This is a genomic window from Acinetobacter sp. AOR43_HL, from assembly GCF_027854635.1.
Classification (GTDB): Bacteria; Pseudomonadota; Gammaproteobacteria; order Pseudomonadales; family Moraxellaceae; genus Acinetobacter; species Acinetobacter pittii.
Genome location: NZ_JAKTHX010000018.1, coordinates 136,120 through 154,875, shown reverse-complemented (window position 1 = coordinate 154,875; position 18,756 = coordinate 136,120). Strand labels below are relative to the sequence as shown.

Below are 18,756 nucleotides of genomic sequence, written 5' to 3'. Positions count from 1 at the left end.
GTGCAAAATTCTTATCATAATTTTAGTTAAGTTGTTTAGAAAATAATTTTCTAATTTTGCGCTGTTTTGTTTTTTGTGGGAAATAATTTTCATATTTTTGCCTTATTAAGGTAAAAAAGATTATCTGGTCTTAAAAAGGCAAAAATAAATATGGTTACAGTTCTGACCACATACGGATTAAATTATGATAAATGTTGGTCAGCTTCATGACTTCTGGGTAGTTATCTCCGTGTGATTTACGTAGTTCTCGAATGCTCTCATCAAGATTAAATAAAAGGTGGCGTTTACTATCGTCACGGACCAAACTTTGTACCCAGAAAAAAGAAGCAAAACGAGTACCTGAGGTAATGCTACTGACTTCGTGCAGGCTAGTAGACGGGTAAAGCACGACATCACCTGCTGGTAATTTAACTTCGTGATAACCATAGGTGTCTTCAATCACTAGGTCACCACCTTCATATTCATCGGGTTCACTTAAAAATAATGTACAAGATAAATCAGTGCGTAACTGTTCTGAAGTTCCACGGATAAGGCGAATTGAGTTGTCTACATGGAAACCGAAGCTTTCATGTTCATCATAACGATTAAAAAGCGGTGGAATAATTTTGTGGGGTAGGGCAGCAGCCTGAAACACTGGATTTTGCCAAATTGCTTTGATGACAAGATCACTTAAATGATGAGTAAGCGGGTCCTGTTCTGAGAGTTGCTGATTTCTTTTCACAGAAGCAGACAAGGTACCGGCAGTCACTTTCCCACCTACCCAATTGGCGTCTTTCATGAGCTTACGAAACTCGGCAACTTGCTCTTTGCTTAAAACATTCGGGATATGATGAATCACAGCAAACACCTTTTAATATAAATACTTCATTTGTAAAAATAGCCTCGTGACGAGGCTATTTTATATGAACTTTAATTAATTCCATAAATAAATTATGGAATTCAACCTTAGTACTTAAAATTAATTGCTAAGACAGCATTACGACCATTGCCTTCAAATGCGTAGTGAGCTGCATGCGCACTAGTAAAGTAACGCTTATCAGAAATATTATTAATATTAAGCTGTAAGTTTACGTTCTTGTTCACGTCGTATTTAGCCATCGCGTTGTAAATAGTATAGGTTGGCAAGTATTTCGGAGCAGTTGTGTTCACAAAGACTTGATCACGATATTCAACACCAGCGCCTAAAGTCAATTGAGGCATTACTCTGTAAGTAGACCAAAGTGTAGCACTGTTTTTCGCTACAAATGGTAATGGTTTACCTTCTTGAGCAACCGCATTATATGCAGCTTCTGTGATTTCGCTATCTAAATAGCTATAGCCTGTAGAAACATCCCATTTGTCGGTAATTTTCCCGTTCAAACTAATTTCAAATCCATCAACTTTACTTTTACCAGCATTGGCTGTCGTGTTCGGATCAATTTGGATACGTGTATTTTGCTTTTCAGTACGGAAAACTGCTGCTGTTAAATTAGCACGGTTATTAAACAGATCCCATTTAGTTCCTAACTCGAAAGTACGAGCTTCTTCTGGTTTTAGATCATTTGCACTCGCACTTGCAGCACCTGAGTCGCTAATAGAATCTGAACCTGTGTCACCTTCAGCAAGCACGCCTACTGGATTTGCTGACGTAGCATAGCTTAAATAAATACTACCATCTTCTGTTGGTTTAAAAACTAAACCAGCTTGGTAAGAGAAGTAATCTGTATCGCTTTCTAATTTATCACCAGCTTTATGAGGAGTACGTCCACTTACGTCCTTATTATATTTTTTCTCAGTTTCAAATTTATCCCAACGAACACCTAAGTTAAGTAACCATTGTGGATTAAATTCGATACTATCTAAAGCATACACGCCTACATTATGACTACGAGTGGTCGATTGTGCAGTGATAGATCCACGCTTATCTGTGAAGGCACCATTTCCAGGATTATTTAAACTCGTACACCAGCCATTTGCCACAGCAGCAGCTGAAGTACAGTTTTGAATATTGCTGTCTAAAATGGTCGATGTGGTTTCGCCAGCAGCATTAGTAAAAGTATGTACACCTTGGTCAGTTTCTTGGAAGCTCCACTCGGTACCAACATTAAAAGAATGCTTTAGGCTACCTGTGTTGAATTTACCTCTTAAAGAAAGCTGATCGCTATAAGCATCGCTATCTAAGATACGGCTTAACGCACGGCGAGCGATTGTGCCTCTGTAAATATTACCCTTAGAGTCATCAGCATTCGTATAAACATAATCAGATTTAGATTTGTTGTAGGTTGCTATATTAGACAAGGTAAGATTTTCATTAAAATCATGTTCTAGCTTAAACGTACCAATGTGGTTTTCGCGTTTGTCGAAATCACGCGCTTTCCAGCCATAGTAGGTTCCAGCTTTTACATCAACAGGCTTGCCGTCACCAGGAGTTACAATAACTCCAACAGGAGGTTTGGTTGGGTTTGCATTGTTAAACGGAATACCTGCATCAGGTTCATCGTTACTACGTAAATAGTAGTAGCTCAATGTTCCACGAGTTGCTGTGTCTAAACCAAATGCCAGACTTGAGGCAATACCGGCACGGGCATATTCTGCACCGTTACTTTGACCAGCTTTTTCATTTTCGTGACCCATAATAACAACACGACCAGCAACTCCGTTACCAAAGTCTTTGTTGGCATCAAGTTGGATATGACGATAGTTGTCAGTACCACCTTGAACACTACCTTGGTAAACGTCACCTTCATGAGCTACTTTAGGGATTAAGTTAATGCTTCCACCCACGCTACCGCCACCACCAAGGGCAGAAGAAGAGCCTTTAATAACTTCAACTTGTTCAATGGCAAACATGTCGCGGTTTTGGGAAGTCGTATTACGAACGCCATCGACATAAATAGAAGATTGACCGCTATAACCACGAATGTAAGGCATATCTGTAAACGGTGTGCCGCCTTCACCAGCACCTAATGTAATACCAGGTTCATAGCGTAACGCTTCGAGTAGGGTATTAGAGTTTGTATCTTTAATTAATTTTTGAGAAAGAATAGAGACTGATTTTGGTGTGTCTTTTAGAGGAGCTACGAATTTAGAGTTTGCAGACTGATCTACTTTTAAAGATTCTTCTTGAGTCGCTTTAGTATGAATTGTTGGTAATTGTGAAACTGCTTCTTGCGCCATGGCTGTTGTTGCAATCATTGATAGCGATGAAGCTATTGCAGAAGAAACAATTTTTTTACGTGTTCTAATCAAAGACATAACTTCAGGACTCTAAAACTAAAAGGTTATGCGAATAATAATAATTCTTATTTATATGTACAGTTTGTGTTAATTGGATTTGCCAATTGAATTATGAAGAAAAAATGAATAACTGAATGGTAAATTATACTTTTATGTAGCTAATCTACTGATTATTGGTAATTGTTTGTTAAATCGATTAAATTCAAAGTTTAATTGTAATTTTAGATTTATAAAGAATAACTAAAAAATTAGTTTTACTTAAGTACTTATGAAAAATATTTAAAGAATCATAAAATTACTGTGAAATTTACTAGAATAATGTCCTTCACTTACATGAAGTGATCGGTTAATTTTGTATATCTTGAAAGTTGTCATATAATACAGCACTTTTTTAAAAACTGTTCCTACTAACTAATTTTTATCGAGGAAGCCATGCAAGTAACGACTGAAGCGGTTTCGGGCGTTGCCCGTCGTTTAAATGTGTCTGTACCGACGAGCCGTATTAACGAGCAATTTGAAGCTCGTTTGAAGCGCACTGCCAAAACTGTGAAGATCAACGGCTTCCGTCCAGGTAAAGTACCTGAAAACGTTGTTCGTCGCGAATACGGTGCAAGCATTTATCAAGAAGTTGTAAATGACATCATTCGTGATAGCGTTTTTGAAGCAATTCAACAAGAAAAAATCAATGCGGTAGGTATGCCGAACATTGAGAAAGTTGAACATAAAGAAGACGCTTTAGTTTTTGAAGCAACTGTAGAAGTTTATCCAGAAGTTGAAGTAAAAGCATTTGACGGCTTAGAAGTTGAACGTAAATCAGCTGAAATCAAAGACGCTGACGTTGACGCTATGATCGAAAACTTGCAAAAACAACGTCAAACTTGGGCTGTAACCAAGGGTATGGCGAAAAAAGACATGCAAGTGACTTTTGACTTTGAAGGCACTATCGATGGTGAGAAGTTTGAAGGCGGTTCTGCTGAAGACTTTAAACTTGTGTTAGGTTCAGGTCGTATGATCCCTGGCTTCGAAGATGGCATCATTGGCATGAAAGCTGGTGAAGAGAAAGTAATTGACGTTACTTTCCCAGAAGATTACCAAGCTGAAAACTTGGCTGGTAAAGCAGCTCAGTTCAAAATCACTGTGAAGCAAGTTGAAAAATCTAAACTTCCAGAAATTGATGCTGAATTCTTAAAAATCTTCGGTGTAACTGAAGAAGAAGGTGTTGAGAAGTTAAAAGCTGACGTTCGTAAGAATATGGAACGTGAAGTTCGCAATGGTTTACGTAACCAAGTTAAACAAGCTGCTTTTGATGCACTTGTTGCTGCGAATGAAGTTGAAGTTCCAACTGCAATGGTTGCTCAAGAAATTGACCGTCAACGTCAACAAATGGTTCAACAGTTCACTCAACAATTTGGTGGTGCAGGCGCGCAATCTTTTGACAAGAGCATGCTTCCTGACGAATTGTTCAAAGAACAAGCAGAGCGTTCTGTTAAGCTTGGCGTATTGGTAAGCAAAGTTTTAGCTGATGCTAAACTTGAAGTTGACCAAGCTCGCGTTGATGCTTACATTGACGACATGGCTTCTTCTTACGAAGATCCAACTGAAGTGATCGAATACTTCAAAAATGATGCTCAACAACTTGCTCAAATCGAAGCAGTTGTATTAGAAGATCAAGTTGTTGATCACATCTTAGCTGGTGCTAAAGTGACTGACAAAGCTGTATCTTATGATGACTTATTGAAAGAACAACAAGCTCGCCGTATGGGCTAATCTTTTAAGAAGTCAGAAAAAGGCGCCTGAGGCGCCTTTTTTGTTTTTCTTTATGTGGTCAACTAGAGTGCGGCATTAAGTACTTAGGTATAAATAATATAATATTTCAGTGCGAACCTTTTGCAATTTGAGAAATTATCCCGCATATTGTTGCCATAGGTTAAGTCACAAAAAATTTAGGAATAAATAACGTATGTATGTTCCAACAATTGAAAATGCTTTAGTTCCTGTTGTGGTTGAACAATCTTCTCGCGGCGAACGTTCTTTTGATATTTATTCACGACTTTTACGTGAGCGCGTCATTTTTTTGACAGGTGAAGTTGAAGATAACATGGCAAATCTGATTGTTGCCCAAATGTTGTTTTTAGAAGCTGAAAATCCTGATAAAGATATTCACCTTTATATCAACTCTCCAGGTGGATCTGTGACAGCGGGCATGGCTATTTATGACACGATGCAGTTTATTAAACCTGATGTCGTGACATATTGTATGGGTCAAGCTGCTTCAATGGGTGCATTCTTATTAAATGCGGGTGCCAAAGGCAAACGCTATTGTTTAGAAAATGCCCGTGTCATGATTCATCAACCATTGGGTGGTTTCCGTGGTCAAGCATCGGATATTGAAATCCATGCGCGTGAAATTCTCTTTATTAAAGAGCGCTTGAACCGCTTAATGGCAGAGCACAGTGGTCAAGACTATGAAACCGTTGCTCGTGATACTGACCGCGATAACTTTATGACAGCCCAAGCTGCTAAAGAATATGGTCTGGTTGATCAGGTGTTAAGTAAGCGTCCATAAGGACCTTCTTATATAAATAACTTGAGATGTTGAAAAAGATCTCCATTTAGTTATTTATGCAGTGCATCTTGCCCTAATATTTAAGATTCTATTTGTGGAGTGAATATGTCCGAACATCCTCAAGGACAAAAACATTGTTCATTTTGCGGTAAAACGCAGTCTGAAGTCGGGAAACTGATTGCAGGTGAGGACGCATATATTTGTAATGAGTGTGTGGATGTCTGCTTAGACCTTGTACAAACCAGCCAACAGGTTGAAGCAGGGGACTGGGCGAGTAAGGCATTGCCAAAACCACATGAAATACGTGCTGCGCTTGATCAATATGTAATTGGTCAAGATCTTGCCAAAAAGACATTATCCGTTGCGGTTTATAATCATTATAAACGCCTAAAAGTTGGTCATAATGGCCATGTGTCTAAAGAAGTAGAAATTGCTAAAAGTAATATTCTATTAATTGGACCTACAGGTTCGGGTAAAACTTTACTTGCGCAAACATTGGCTCGCCTTTTAGACGTTCCATTTGCAATGGCAGATGCAACGACATTAACCGAAGCTGGTTATGTCGGCGAAGATGTTGAAAATATTGTACAAAAACTTTTGCAAAAAGCGGACTACGATGTAGAGAAAGCTCAGAAGGGCATTATCTATATTGACGAAATTGACAAGATTACTCGTAAATCTGAAAACCCGTCAATTACGCGTGATGTTTCTGGTGAAGGCGTACAGCAAGCATTGTTAAAAATGATTGAAGGTACAGTGGCTTCTATTCCTCCGCAAGGTGGACGTAAGCATCCGCAACAAGAGTTTATCCAAATTGACACTTCGAATATCTTGTTTATTTGTGGTGGTGCATTTTCTGGTTTGGAAAAAATTGTACAGCAGCGTCAAGAGAAAGGCGGTATTGGTTTTACAGCTGATGTTAAAAACAAAGATGAAACCAAAAAACTTGCTGAATTGTTCCGTCAGGTTGAGCCAACCGACTTAGTGAAATTTGGTTTAATTCCAGAATTCATTGGTCGTTTACCAGTGATTGCGACACTTGAAGAGTTGGATGAAGAAGCATTGATGCAAATTTTGACTGAGCCAAAAAATGCATTAACTCGCCAGTATCAATATCTTTTCACTATGGAAAATGTTGATCTGATCTTTGAAGATTCTGCATTGCGTGCTATTGCGAAGAAAGCACTTGAACGCAATACTGGTGCACGTGGTTTACGTTCTATTATGGAGAACGTGCTGCTTGAAACCATGTACGATTTACCAAGTCGTACTGACGTTGGGACAGTCATTATTAATGAAGCAGTCATTAATGGTGAAGCAGAACCTGTTTATAAAGCAGAGCGTCAACCTAAAGAAGCTACAACACATGAAAGTGTTGCTAAGGCAGATTTAAAGGTTATTGATTCGAAGTCTGCATAGATTTCATTCATCTAAAAAGCATGAATCACGAGAGTGATTCATGCTTTTTTTGTTTTCAATTTATGTGCGCGGTGTTAATCTTAAAAATACAAAATACGCATAGTTTTGCGTTGTAAAAAATAAATCAAAAACAAAACGCTTTGAGGGATGCCATGCGTTATTTAATCGTATCTTTGTGCTGTGCCGGACTGTTTGTGGGCTGTCAAAGTTCATCTCATTTAGAAAAAAATACGGGTGAATTGACTGCAACCTTACCTAAAGTTGATGTTGAAAAAGAACCTGGTTTATTTGATCAATATCATGTGGGTGGTTTTGCTGTAGGTGGTTGGGTTAATCAAAAATTGGGTCAGACTTTTGTTCCAGTCAAACCACAAAATCAACAAGCTGCTGTTGTTTATCTTTACCGACCAGACACGAAATGGAATCGTCAGGAAATTGCGGCGATAAATCTCTTTGTGAATGGCAAGCGCATTCCGAGTCTATTACATAATCATTATTACTGGATTGAATTGCCGGCAGGCACTTATCGTCTTTCTGCTAGCCGGCCTCTACTTGGTATTCATTTTCAAGAACCAAAATATATTGATATCACTGTTGAGGCGGGAACGTCTTATTATTTGAAATATGATGAAGAGAACAAAATGGACCGTAGCGAACACACTGGCCCATTTATGTTAATGCAAGACAATATTGGACGTAGAGAGATAGCATTTACTGAGCTTAAATCTTCTAGCTACAACTTTGTGGCTGAAGATGCTTCAGGAAAGATTCGACATAAACCACAGGAATTAAAGCCAGCCAAATATGATGAAAAATCAGATGTACATCTGATTAAGCCATTTAAATTATGGAATCCTTTAACTTGGTAATAGTCTACAAAAGATAAAGAAAAGTTAAGACTTTTCTTTATCTTTCATGAGTGGGGCAAGAATTTTAAGCATCTCTTCTTGCATATGATCCCTTGCTTTAGGGTCATTAAAGGTCTGTTGCCCCAACTCCATCATGTATTCTGAAATTTGCCCCATAATTTGCACATTTTTACGTGTAATTGATTGGCCTTCAGGAGTTTTTAAAAACTTAAGATTAGCTTGAACTTCCTCTTCAGTATAAGTCTTTAGGTAAATATCCTGTAAGGCTTGAGCGGTTTTTGGGTTGCTAATGAGCTGATTGCTCGAATCTTTTAGAAGAGAACCTAACTTCTTCGCGGCCTCTTTTTCTTTTGGACCTAAAGTTTTGGTACCCGTGATATTACTAACGATCTGTTCCGCCTGTTGATCATAGTAAGGCGTTAATTCATTAATTGATTCTTTAAGTAGGTAATCAATTTGGCTCATTTGCATGAGTTCTTTGACTGAACTTAATTTAGCAGGAGAAGCAAATAAGCTTGTGGTAATACAGCTTAAGCAGAGACTGATCGAAAGATTTTTAAGAATAGGGCGAATAGTCATGAAATGACCTATATTCAATATATGGCGAGAGAGTGCATTTATTAATAGCACAGATTGAAGAAGTAATTGTTACAATTCTTTTCAGATTTTAAAATAAAAAAAGAATGCAAAAAAAAGCACCGAATTCGGTGCTTTTCTTGATTAGCCAGCTGCTGCATCGACTACTGGAATTTTTCCAATTTTCGCTTGCCAGATTTTTGGAGCTACTGCGTGAATTGAAGTACCGTTTACATCAACTGCAACAGAAACAGGCATATCTTCAACTACGAATTTGTAGATTGCTTCCATACCTAAGTCTGCAAATGCAACAACTTCAGCTTCGCGAACAGCTTTAGATACGAGGTAAGCCGCACCACCAACTGCCATTAAGTAAGTTGCTTTGTTGTCTTTGATTGCTTCAATTGCTGTAGGGCCACGATCAGCTTTACCAATCATACCGAATAGACCAGTATGTTCGAGTACTTTACGTGTGAATTTGTCCATACGTGTTGCAGTTGTAGGACCAGCAGGACCAACGACTTCATCACCTACTGGATCAACTGGGCCAACGTAGTAAATAAATTTACCTTTAAGATCAACCGGTAATTCTTCACCGTTGTCGATCATTTCAACCATACGTTTGTGCGCAGCATCGCGACCTGTGTACATTGTTCCGCTAAGAAGTAATGTATCACCCGGTTTCCAAGAATCCATTTCTGCTTGAGTAATGGTATCAAGGTTTACGCGCTTAGATTGTGAAGAGTCCCAAGTTACTGAAGGGTAGTCTTCAAGTTTTGGTGCTTGAATATGAGCTACACCTGTACCATCAAGCTGGAAGTGAGCATGACGAGTAGCAGCACAGTTAGGAATCATACCTACTGGTTTACCAGCAGCGTGACATGGGTAGTCTTTGATTTTAATATCAAGAACAGTCGTTAAACCACCAAGACCTTGAGCACCAATACCAAGTGCGTTTACTTTTTCAAAGATTTCGATACGAAGTTCTTCGATTTTGTTCTCTGGTCCACGGCGAAGTAATTCGTCCATGTTGATTTCTTCCATGAGTGCTTCTTTAGCAAGCATCATGGCTTTTTCAGCAGTACCACCAATACCAATACCGAGCATACCTGGAGGACACCAGCCTGCACCCATTGTTGGAACAGTTTTAAGAACCCAGTCAACAATCGAGTCAGATGGGTTAAGCATTGCAAGTTTAGATTTGTTTTCTGAACCGCCACCTTTAGCAGCAACAGTAATATCTACTTTATTACCCGGAACGAGTTTGTAGTGAATTACAGCAGGGGTATTATCTTTTGTATTTTTGCGACCAAATGCTGGGTCAGCAAGTACAGATGCACGAAGAACGTTGCTGTTTTCAAGGTAACCTTGGCGAACACCTTCGTTTACCGCATCGTCTAAGCTCATTGTTAAATCAAATTTAACATCTAAGCCCACTTCAAGGAAAACGTTAACAATACCAGTATCTTGGCAAATTGGACGATGACCTTCCGCACACATGCGAGAGTTAATTAGAATCTGTGCAATTGCATCCTTTGCGGCTTTGTTTTCTTCGCGATCATAAGCACGGCTCATCGCTTGGATAAAGTCTTGCGGGTGATAGTACGAAATAAACTGTAGGGCGTCCTTGATCGATGTAATCAAGTCATCTTGTTTGATAATCGTTGTCATACCAGAAAATCTCTTGAGCGGGCTGTTAGCTAGCGGGCTAAATTATATGACAAAAAGACAGCGTTGTGGGAGATTGGTTGATCTTTTGACCGAAAGTCGCATAAGAAGATATTGATGTGATTTAAAATAGACAGATCGGAAAATTAATTATTTTTGAATGACTAAAATAAAAAAAGCCATTTGAGCGGATATCAAATGGCGAGAGGTAGTAAAGGTGAATTTATTAATTATTTGGCAGCGGCTTGCTGCTCTGCCTGAATTGCCGTTAACGCAATGGTAAAGACGATGTCATCTACCAATGCTCCACGAGACAAGTCATTAACAGGCTTGTTTAGGCCTTGCAGCATTGGTCCAACGCTCACAACATTTGCAGCACGCTGTACTGCTTTGTAAGTGGTATTGCCCGTATTTAAATCTGGGAAAATAAATACATTTGCACGGCCAGCAACGCGTGAGTCTGGTGCCTTTTGACGACCCACACTTTCAACTGAAGCTGCATCGTATTGAAGTGGACCATCAATGAGTAAATCTGGACGACGTTGTTGAGCAATTTGAGTTGCTTGCTGTACTTTTTCAACATCTGCACCTGTCCCAGAAGTACCAGTTGAGTAACTGATCATGGCAATACGTGGGTCAATTCCAAATGCTTTCGCTGAGTCAGCAGACTGAATTGCAATTTCAGCAAGTTGTTCTGCTGTCGGGTCTGGGTTAATCGCACAGTCGCCATATACATAAACTTCATCTGGTAAAAGCATAAAGAATATTGATGAAACCAGTGAATAATCAGGGGCTGTTTTGATGAGCTGAAATGCTGGGCGAACCGTATTTGCAGTGGTGTGTACCGCACCAGAAACTAAACCGTCGACTTGATCTAAGGCTAACATCATGGTGCCAAGCACTACGGTATCTTGAAGCTGTTCTTTCGCTTGCAGCTCGTTGAGTTTGCCTTTACGTAGCTCAACCATTGGTGCAACGTATTGGTCACGAATACTATCGGGGTCGACAATTGCTAATTCGGCAGGTAATTCAATACCACGTGCTTTTGCAACATCCTGTACTACATCTGGTTTAGCCAGCAAAATACAGTCAGCAATACCACGTGCCTGACAAATTGCTGCAGCTTGAATGGTGCGCGGTTCATCACCTTCAGGTAGTACAATTCGTTTTTTTGCTGCAATTGATTTTTGCACCAGTTCATGACGGAAAGCCGATGGCGACAGGCGAGGGGTGGCGGCATTATTGCTGTGCTGCTTAAGCCATTCAACATCAATATGACTTGAAACAAATCGGGTCACTTGCTCAGCACGTTCGGTATCGTCAGTTGGAATCTCATTGCCAAAATTAGATAAACGCTGTGCAGTTTCAAGTGTGTTTAAACGGGTATGTAAAATCGGTAACCCTTGTTTAATTGCACTTTGACAAAACTCTAAAAGCTCTGGTGCTGGCGCTTCTCTTTCCGTAAGTACCAAACCAGCCAGAGGAATACCATTGCTGGTTGCTAAACTACTTGCGAGTAAAACGTCGGTACGCTCAGATGCGCTAATAATCAACTCGCCTGCAATAAACTTATTCAGTTCATATTCAATGCTTGAAGCAATTAAACTCGAATGCAAAATACGACGTGTTTTAGCTTCACCTTGATGTACCCATTGCCCATCAATGACATTTGCAATATCGAGGGTTCTTGGTACGCTTAACGTGTTGCTAAATGGAACTAAACCAATGATTGGCAAATCGCTAGAACCAAAATAACGATTATATTTTTGCAGTTCGGTCGTAAATTTCGCGATTTCTTCAGTTGGTCGTAACGATGGATCAAACGCAACAGGAATTTGAGCTGTTTCTTCGGTTAATCCACGGGTACGCATAAACAGTACACCAGCAGTACGATTTGATGTTGCTCCACCAAACTGGCGTAAATGAGCATCTACTTTTTCTGCGGCTTTTTTCGGGTTTTGAATATCTGCTGTACTAACTAATACAACTTCTGCATCAAGCGCTTGTGCAAGACTTGCGTTGAGCTCACTGGCAAAGTGGTCTTGTCCGTTTGGTAATAAGCCTTCCACAATAATGACATCATGGTCTGCTGCAACACTACGATGAAGGCTAACCGCTTCTTCAAGTAATTCATCTACTTCCCCAGCGGCAATAAGCTGAGTTAATTTTTCATGCGAAATAGATTGAACAGTTTTACTTTGGAATAAATGACCAAATAATGAAGTGGTTCGGTCAAGATGCTCTTGGTCTTCTTGAGAAAATGGTTTTAAAAAGCCCGCTTTAATGCCGTTGCAATCAAGTGCGTAAATCATGCCTAAACAAGCAGAGGTTAAGCCAACCCCTTCACCTGTAGGAATCAATAAAATTGTATTCATATAAACCTATAAATAAACGAATATCGAGTTTTCGCTAAGCTCTAATTAAACAAGGCTTGCTACAGATGCTGTATTTTCTGCCGCTTCAACAACTTGACGAGTTTCTTTGGCAATACGGCCTTCCTCGTCTGTAGGAATGACCCAAATTTGAGGTCCTGTTCCATTGTCGATTCGTCCTTCAGTGCCACGTTTTAGGTTGTTGTTTTGATCTTTATCAAGCTGCAAACCAAAATGAGGTAAATACGCTAAGGTTTTTTCACGAATATAGGCTGAGTTCTCGCCAATACCACCTGTGAAGATTAAGCCGTCCAATGTTGGTAAACCACAGCTTAATGCAGCAAGTGATTTTGCTAGGCGATAGCTAAACACTTCAATTGCAAGACTAGCATCTTCATTGCCATTTTCAGCTGCTTCAATCACTGTACGCATGTCGTTAGACAGTTGAGATAAGCCTAGTAAGCCACTTTCGTTATTTAAAACTTTATCAATTTTTGCTAAGTCCCAACCGAGGTTTTTCGCAAGGAAGCTATGTAAGCTTGGATCAACGTCACCACTACGCGTTCCCATCACTACACCTTCAAGTGGAGTAAGACCCATAGAGGTATCAACACTTTGTCCATTCCACACTGCGCAAGTTGAACTGCCGTTTCCTAGATGCGCTGTTAACCATCCACCTTTTTTAAGGTTACCTGCTAGCTCACTCGCTTTGTCAGACACATAAGCATGGCTTGTACCATGGAAGCCATAACGACGAACGTTGTGATCAGTATATAAAAACTTAGGAATTGCATAACGGTATGCATGCGGTGGCATGGTTTGATGGAATGCAGTGTCGAATACGGCAACTTGAGGTAATTCAGGAAATAGACGTACGGTTGCGTCAATACCAATTAAATGTGCTGGGTTATGAAGTGGGGCTAAAGGTGTCGCAGCACGAATACGTTCAATAATTTCAGGAGTGAGTAATTCTGCTTTGGTTAAACTACCACCGTGTACAACACGATGTCCGATTGCTTGCGGTTTGTAGTTGGCAAGACGTGCAAGTAAAGTTTCTAAAGCTTTGGCATGGTCAGCATAAGGGATTGAAAGTTCAAGTGGTTCACCACCTACTGTAATTCCCTTAATACGAGCATCAGCTGCCCCCAAGTTTTCTGCTAAACCGTAAATACGATCTTCACGACGCTCTGAAACCAGTGCGTATTTAATAGATGAAGAGCCGCAATTGATAACTAATACTGATGTAGCCACGTTGAAATACCCAAGTCCTGATTTAAAATAGTTTTCCTAACTTCCTGTTCAACATGTATTATTTTTCGATACAGATTGAACGGGTTGTCATGTTTTAACATGTGTTGTTTTTCTGTCCAAGATAGACTTTAGCCCATTAGACTTAAGCACTATCGACCATCAAATTATTTGTAACTAACATTTGTCCAGTATAAAGCTTAACCACTGTATTCCTTGTTTTTTTATGCGTGTTGAAACGAGTTTTTTGTATATATTTATGAAAGGTAAATTTCTATTTAATGTATTTTTCAAATATTTGGTATAAATTTTTTAAGAAAAAAGACATGCTGTTATTTTAATCAAACTAGAGGGGAGTATTACAAATAATATACGTAAATGAAATTAAATTTTAATCGTTTATATATAGGTTAAAATATATAAATCATAAACATTTTTAATATAAAAATTAGTATAAAAAAGCCGATATCAATACATTTATAAGAATATTTTATTGCTTTGATATTATGAGAATTTTCTCGTAGTTATTAGAGGCTAATATACCAGTAAATATAGTCAAAAATAAAACCATCTTCTTGTTTAAAACTTAAACATAATTTGTATTTAATACCCATGCTCGGGTATTACCGTAAAATTGACTAGGGCTTGCATGTCGGTTTTTGCCTTAATAATATTGTCCCTTCCCCTTATCAAATGATGATGAAATATATCATTTGGTCTATTTTTATGTTCCGGCTTATCCGGTTGTACAGGAGCGTCCAGCATGGACTTGCCGAATCCAGTATTGGCAAAAGTGACCGAGCGTGTAATCGCACGTAGTCAAAAAACTCGTTCTGCATATTTACAACGTATTGAACATGCACAAGGCAAATTTCCTGCTCGTGGAGCACTTTCATGTGCCAATCTGGCTCATGGTTTTGCCAGTATGGACGATAATGAAAAATTAATTATTAAAGTAGGCCGTGAACCAAATATTGGCATCGTATCTTCATATAACGAAATGCTGTCGGCTCACGCACCATATAAAACATTTCCAGATTTAATTAAAAATGCCGCTCGCGAAAATGGGGGAGTAGCGCAGTTTGCAGGTGGTGTACCTGCGATGTGTGACGGTATTACCCAAGGTAATGCTGGCATGGAACTATCTTTGTTCTCTCGTGAAACCATTGCGATGAGTACAGCGATTGCATTGTCTCATAACATGTTTGACGCAGCTTTATGTCTTGGTGTTTGCGACAAGATTGTGCCGGGCTTGCTCATTGGTGCTTTGCAGTTTGGCTATTTACCTACTATTTTTGTGCCAGCTGGCCCAATGACCAGTGGTTTATCTAACGATGAGAAAGCCAAAATTCGTCAGCAATTTGCAACGGGTCAGGTTGGCCGAGATGCTTTGTTAGAAGCTGAGTCAGCTGCTTATCACGGACAAGGGACTTGTACTTTTTATGGTACAGCCAACAGTAATCAGATGCTGATGGAAGTAATGGGCTTGCATTTGCCAAGTGCCGCATTTGTTCATCCTCATACACCATTACGTGATGCACTCACCGCAGAAGCGGCGATTCGTGTACTTGATTTAACAGTTGAGCGTGGAAACTACACGCCGATTGGTCATGTTGTCGATGAAAAAGCAATTATAAACGGTATTGTGGCTTTACTCGCTACCGGTGGTTCAACCAACCATACTTTGCATTTGATTGCGATTGCTCGTGCCGCCGGCATCTTGATTGACTGGGATGACTTCGATGAGTTGTCTGCTGTTGTTCCATTACTCGCAAAAATCTATCCAAATGGTAAAGCTGATGTAAACCATTTCCAAGCTGCGGGTGGGGTTGCTTTCCTCATTCGTAACTTACTTGAAGCTGGCTTGTTGCATAACGACGTAACGACTGTGGCTGGTAAAGGTTTACAGCACTACACCAAAGAACCGAAATTGATTGACGGTAAGCTCACTTGGGTTGACGCTGTGGTTCAAAGCCTTGATGACAAAGTTTTACGTAGCATTGATGCGCCGTTTCAACCAGATGGTGGCTTGCGTTTAATGCAGGGTCGCCTTGGCCGTGGTGTGATCAAGATTTCTGCTGTTGCGCCAGAACATCGCAAAGTTAAAGCTCCAGCAATTGTGTTTGATTCGCAAGAAGCGGTGCAAGCTGCGTTTGATCGTGGTGAGTTACACCGAGACTTTATTGCAGTTGTTCGTTTCCAAGGTGCGCGTGCTAACGGTATGCCTGAATTGCATCGTTTGACGCCTGTGTTGGGTGTTTTACAAGATCAAGGTTTCCACGTTGCTTTAGTCACGGATGGGCGTATGTCTGGTGCTTCAGGCAAAGTTCCTGCGGTGATTCATTTATCTCCAGAAGCCTTACTAAATGGGCCGATTGCTAAAGTTCAAACAGGCGATATGTTAATCATTGATGCCGAAGCTGGCGTACTCGATGTTGAAATAGATGACGATGTATGGCAGTCGCGTCCTGTTGCACAGCCAGAACATCAGGCAGAAAACGAAGTTGGCTTTGGCCGTGAATTATTTGGTGTTTTCCGTGCTGCTGCTGCACCAGCTGAACATGGAGCATCTGTATTTGGTGCATTGGTTGGTGAAAATTCACCAGAGCAGATTTGAATCAAAGGAACTGAAAAATAATGATTAAAATTGAAGATATCGTCAAATTAGGCCCAGTTATCCCTGTATTGGCATTTGATTCTGCTGAGCAAGGTGAGGATGTATCACGTGCTTTACATGCAGGTGGCGTGAAAGTTCTTGAGATTACATTGCGTACCGCTGCTGGTCTTGCTGCTATTGAGCGTGCTAGCCAATTAGCTGATGACATTGTGGTGGGTGTAGGTACGATTACTAAGCCAGAACACTGTGCGCAAGCTAAAAAAGCAGGTGCTCAATTTGGGGTATCTCCTGGTTTGACTAAAGACCTACATTTGGCTGCGCAAGATGCTGGTTTACCTCTATTGCCGGGTGTGATGACACCAAGCGACCTGATTCAAGCGATTGAATTGGGTTATGACATTGTGAAGTTCTTTCCAGCTCAACAGGCAGGTGGCGTTGAGATGCTAAAAGCATTTTATGGTCCATTTCCAAACTTGCGCTTTTGTCCGACTGGTGGAATTACGGCAGAGTCAGCGCCAGATTTCTTAAAGCAACCTAACGTGGTTTGTGTAGGTGGTTCATGGTTAACACCTAAAGCTACTGTAGCTGCCCAAGACTGGGCTGAAATTACTCGCTTGGCACAAATTGCGAGTCAGTTGAGAGCGCTGTAGATGTAGTCGATATTTATAAAAAATGAAGTGCATTTTATGTGCTTTAAAGGCTGTATTGATGTGACCAGTTTTTGCTGGTCACACCTAAATATAAAAATTTAATGTCTTAACAGTAGGAATTACTGTGGTTAAAGACCCTTGTTTAGGCAGTGTGCCTAAATAATTATTCCAAGGAGAAGTGTCCCATGGAGACGGTTCAGGGTGGCATGTTACTGATCTACACTGTAATCGCGATTATTGCTTTAGTGGTCATGATCGCGAAGTTTAGAATTTATCCATTTTTAGTTCTCATTATTGTTTCACTCGGTTTAGCCTTGGCTGTTGGTATGCCAATGGGTGATATTGTTAAGTCATATGAAGCCGGTACAGGTAAAACCTTAGGTCACCTCGCGATTGTAATCGCACTAGGAACGATGCTCGGTAAAATGATGGCCGAGTCTGGTGGCGCAGAGCGAATAGCGATTACCCTAATTAAGTGGTTTGGTGAGAAAAATATTCACTGGGCCATGATGTTTATTGCCCTTATTGTTGGTCTTCCCGTATTTTTCGAAGTAGGTTTCGTTCTACTCATTCCAATTGCGTTCAACATTGCTAAACGGACAGGCAAATCTTTACTGGTTGTTGGCTTGCCAATGGTTGCAGGTTTGTCAGTTGTGCATGGCTTAATTCCACCACATCCAGCGGCACTGTTGGCAGTACAGGCTTACCATGCTGATATTGGTAAAACAATTGCTTATAGTCTAATCGTTGGTGTGCCAACAGCTATTGTTGCTGGACCATTGTATGCACTTTGGATTAATAAATACGTTAAATTGCCCGAAAATAATCCGTTAGCGAAGCAGTTTATTGAAGCAGATACCAATAGAACTCGTGAGCTACCAAGCTTTGGGATTACCTTATTCACAATTATGCTGCCTGTAGTATTAATGTTGGTTGGTAGCTGGGCTGATCTATTCTTTGCACCACAAACTTTCGCAAATGATTTACTACGTTTCATTGGTACTTCTGATATTGCATTACTCATTGCCGTACTGGTCAGCTTTATTACCTTTGGTACGATGCAGGGCTTTAACCGTGAACAAATTGAAAAATTCTGCGGTGGGTGTTTAGCTTCTATTGCTGGGATTATGTTGATTGTAGGTGCTGGTGGTGGTTTTGGCGGCATTTTGCGTGACACTGGCATTTCTAATGAGATTGTTTCTACAGCGTTGAAGGCAAACCTGTCGCCGTTATTGTTAGGCTGGTTTGTTGCAGCACTGATTCGTTTGGCAACAGGATCGGCAACAGTGGCTATGGCTACAGCGTGTAGTATTGTCGCTCCAATTGCAGCTACGGCGGGTGTCGCTGTTAGGCCAGAACTTTTAGTACTTGCCACAGGTTCAGGTTCATTAGTTTTCTCACATGTAAATGACGCAGGATTCTGGTTAATCAAAGAATATTTCGGTATGACAGTAGGGCAGACGCTCAAGACTTGGTCTGTATTGGAAACGATCATTTCAGTGTTGGGTTTATCTTTCACGCTACTGCTTAGCACTATTTTATAATTAAAGGTGAG

General features: G+C 40.2%; 14 protein-coding genes. 7 read left to right on the top strand and 7 right to left on the bottom strand.

The genetic code is table 11. The features are described from left to right. Positions 1-154: 154 nt before the first annotated feature. Both MKL33_RS07600 and MKL33_RS07595 read right to left on the bottom strand, forming a co-directional pair. Entirely contained in the window at positions 155-838 is a 684-nt protein-coding gene (locus MKL33_RS07600) for a Fe2+-dependent dioxygenase (RefSeq protein ID WP_017398803.1), read from the bottom strand. Between the two features lie 107 nt (positions 839-945). Then, positions 946-3,234: a TonB-dependent receptor gene (locus MKL33_RS07595; protein ID WP_032005620.1), complete on the bottom strand. Its 2,289-nt coding sequence runs from the start codon at positions 3,232-3,234 to the stop codon at positions 946-948. 414 nt (positions 3,235-3,648) lie between these two features. Here MKL33_RS07595 and tig point away from each other — a divergent pair, with 414 nt between their 5' ends. The 4 genes from tig (at position 3,649) to MKL33_RS07575 (ending at position 8,070) form a co-directional block, all read left to right on the top strand. Continuing rightward, entirely contained in the window at positions 3,649-4,983 is a 1,335-nt protein-coding gene (gene tig, locus MKL33_RS07590) for a trigger factor (protein ID WP_270906756.1), read from the top strand. A gap of 193 nt (positions 4,984-5,176) precedes the next feature. After that, positions 5,177-5,782: an ATP-dependent Clp endopeptidase proteolytic subunit ClpP gene (gene clpP, locus MKL33_RS07585; protein WP_002114870.1), complete on the top strand. Its 606-nt coding sequence runs from the start codon at positions 5,177-5,179 to the stop codon at positions 5,780-5,782. 105 nt (positions 5,783-5,887) lie between these two features. Further along, positions 5,888-7,201, top strand: coding sequence for an ATP-dependent Clp protease ATP-binding subunit ClpX (gene clpX, locus MKL33_RS07580; RefSeq protein WP_270906755.1), 1,314 nt, complete (start codon positions 5,888-5,890; stop codon positions 7,199-7,201). A gap of 152 nt (positions 7,202-7,353) precedes the next feature. Continuing rightward, positions 7,354-8,070 (top strand): DUF2846 domain-containing protein, encoded by a 717-nt coding sequence (locus MKL33_RS07575; RefSeq protein WP_199943603.1) that lies wholly within the window; start codon positions 7,354-7,356, stop codon positions 8,068-8,070. A 24-nt stretch (positions 8,071-8,094) separates the two neighbouring features. Here the strand turns inward: MKL33_RS07575 and MKL33_RS07570 are convergent, their stop codons facing one another. The 5 genes from MKL33_RS07570 to MKL33_RS07550 form a co-directional block, all read right to left on the bottom strand. Next, positions 8,095-8,649 carry a DUF2059 domain-containing protein gene (locus MKL33_RS07570; RefSeq protein WP_174745914.1) on the bottom strand — a complete coding sequence of 185 codons (555 nt, stop codon included), beginning with the start codon at positions 8,647-8,649 and terminating at the stop codon, positions 8,095-8,097. A 141-nt stretch (positions 8,650-8,790) separates the two neighbouring features. Further along, a complete protein-coding gene (locus MKL33_RS07565; RefSeq protein ID WP_005302199.1) occupies positions 8,791-10,317 on the bottom strand; it encodes a fumarate hydratase in 1,527 nt (508 codons plus the stop codon). 227 nt (positions 10,318-10,544) lie between these two features. Further along, on the bottom strand, positions 10,545-12,689 hold the full coding sequence (pta, locus tag MKL33_RS07560; protein ID WP_114149524.1) for a phosphate acetyltransferase: 2,145 nt from the start codon (positions 12,687-12,689) through the stop codon (positions 10,545-10,547). A gap of 45 nt (positions 12,690-12,734) precedes the next feature. Continuing rightward, on the bottom strand, positions 12,735-13,937 hold the full coding sequence (locus MKL33_RS07555) for an acetate/propionate family kinase (protein ID WP_270906754.1): 1,203 nt from the start codon (positions 13,935-13,937) through the stop codon (positions 12,735-12,737). Further along, on the bottom strand, positions 13,919-14,038 hold the full coding sequence (locus MKL33_RS07550; RefSeq protein WP_005804223.1) for a hypothetical protein: 120 nt from the start codon (positions 14,036-14,038) through the stop codon (positions 13,919-13,921). The genes MKL33_RS07555 and MKL33_RS07550 overlap by 19 nt, the downstream gene beginning before the upstream one ends. Before the next feature lie 659 nt (positions 14,039-14,697). Between MKL33_RS07550 and edd the strand changes: the two genes are divergently transcribed. The 3 genes from edd (at position 14,698) to MKL33_RS07535 (ending at position 18,745) form a co-directional block, all read left to right on the top strand. Next, positions 14,698-16,551 (top strand): phosphogluconate dehydratase, encoded by a 1,854-nt coding sequence (gene edd / locus MKL33_RS07545; protein ID WP_270906753.1) that lies wholly within the window; start codon positions 14,698-14,700, stop codon positions 16,549-16,551. Positions 16,552-16,571: 20 nt separating this feature from the next. Then, a complete protein-coding gene (eda, locus tag MKL33_RS07540) occupies positions 16,572-17,201 on the top strand; it encodes a bifunctional 4-hydroxy-2-oxoglutarate aldolase/2-dehydro-3-deoxy-phosphogluconate aldolase (RefSeq protein WP_009390833.1) in 630 nt (209 codons plus the stop codon). A gap of 185 nt (positions 17,202-17,386) precedes the next feature. Then, the gene (locus tag MKL33_RS07535) at positions 17,387-18,745 is read left to right on the top strand and encodes a GntT/GntP/DsdX family permease (RefSeq protein ID WP_002115035.1); all 1,359 of its coding nucleotides are present in this window, start codon (positions 17,387-17,389) and stop codon (positions 18,743-18,745) included. Positions 18,746-18,756: the final 11 nt, after the last annotated feature.

Bases quoted from the DNA above. Each gene is read 5' to 3' on its own strand.
- MKL33_RS07575 (WP_199943603.1), top strand. From the start codon at position 7,354: ATGCGTTATTTAATCGTATCTTTGTGCTGTGCCGGACTGTTTGTGGGC.
- clpX (WP_270906755.1), top strand. From the start codon at position 5,888: ATGTCCGAACATCCTCAAGGACAAAAACATTGTTCATTTTGCGGTAAA.
- MKL33_RS07565 (WP_005302199.1), bottom strand. From the start codon at position 10,317: ATGACAACGATTATCAAACAAGATGACTTGATTACATCGATCAAGGAC.
- eda (WP_009390833.1), top strand. From the start codon at position 16,572: ATGATTAAAATTGAAGATATCGTCAAATTAGGCCCAGTTATCCCTGTA.
- MKL33_RS07550 (WP_005804223.1), bottom strand. From the start codon at position 14,038: ATGTTAAAACATGACAACCCGTTCAATCTGTATCGAAAAATAATACAT.
- MKL33_RS07535 (WP_002115035.1), top strand. From the start codon at position 17,387: ATGGAGACGGTTCAGGGTGGCATGTTACTGATCTACACTGTAATCGCG.
- pta (WP_114149524.1), bottom strand. From the start codon at position 12,689: ATGAATACAATTTTATTGATTCCTACAGGTGAAGGGGTTGGCTTAACC.
- edd (WP_270906753.1), top strand. From the start codon at position 14,698: ATGGACTTGCCGAATCCAGTATTGGCAAAAGTGACCGAGCGTGTAATC.
- MKL33_RS07570 (WP_174745914.1), bottom strand. From the start codon at position 8,649: ATGACTATTCGCCCTATTCTTAAAAATCTTTCGATCAGTCTCTGCTTA.
- MKL33_RS07595 (WP_032005620.1), bottom strand. From the start codon at position 3,234: ATGTCTTTGATTAGAACACGTAAAAAAATTGTTTCTTCTGCAATAGCT.
- clpP (WP_002114870.1), top strand. From the start codon at position 5,177: ATGTATGTTCCAACAATTGAAAATGCTTTAGTTCCTGTTGTGGTTGAA.
- tig (WP_270906756.1), top strand. From the start codon at position 3,649: ATGCAAGTAACGACTGAAGCGGTTTCGGGCGTTGCCCGTCGTTTAAAT.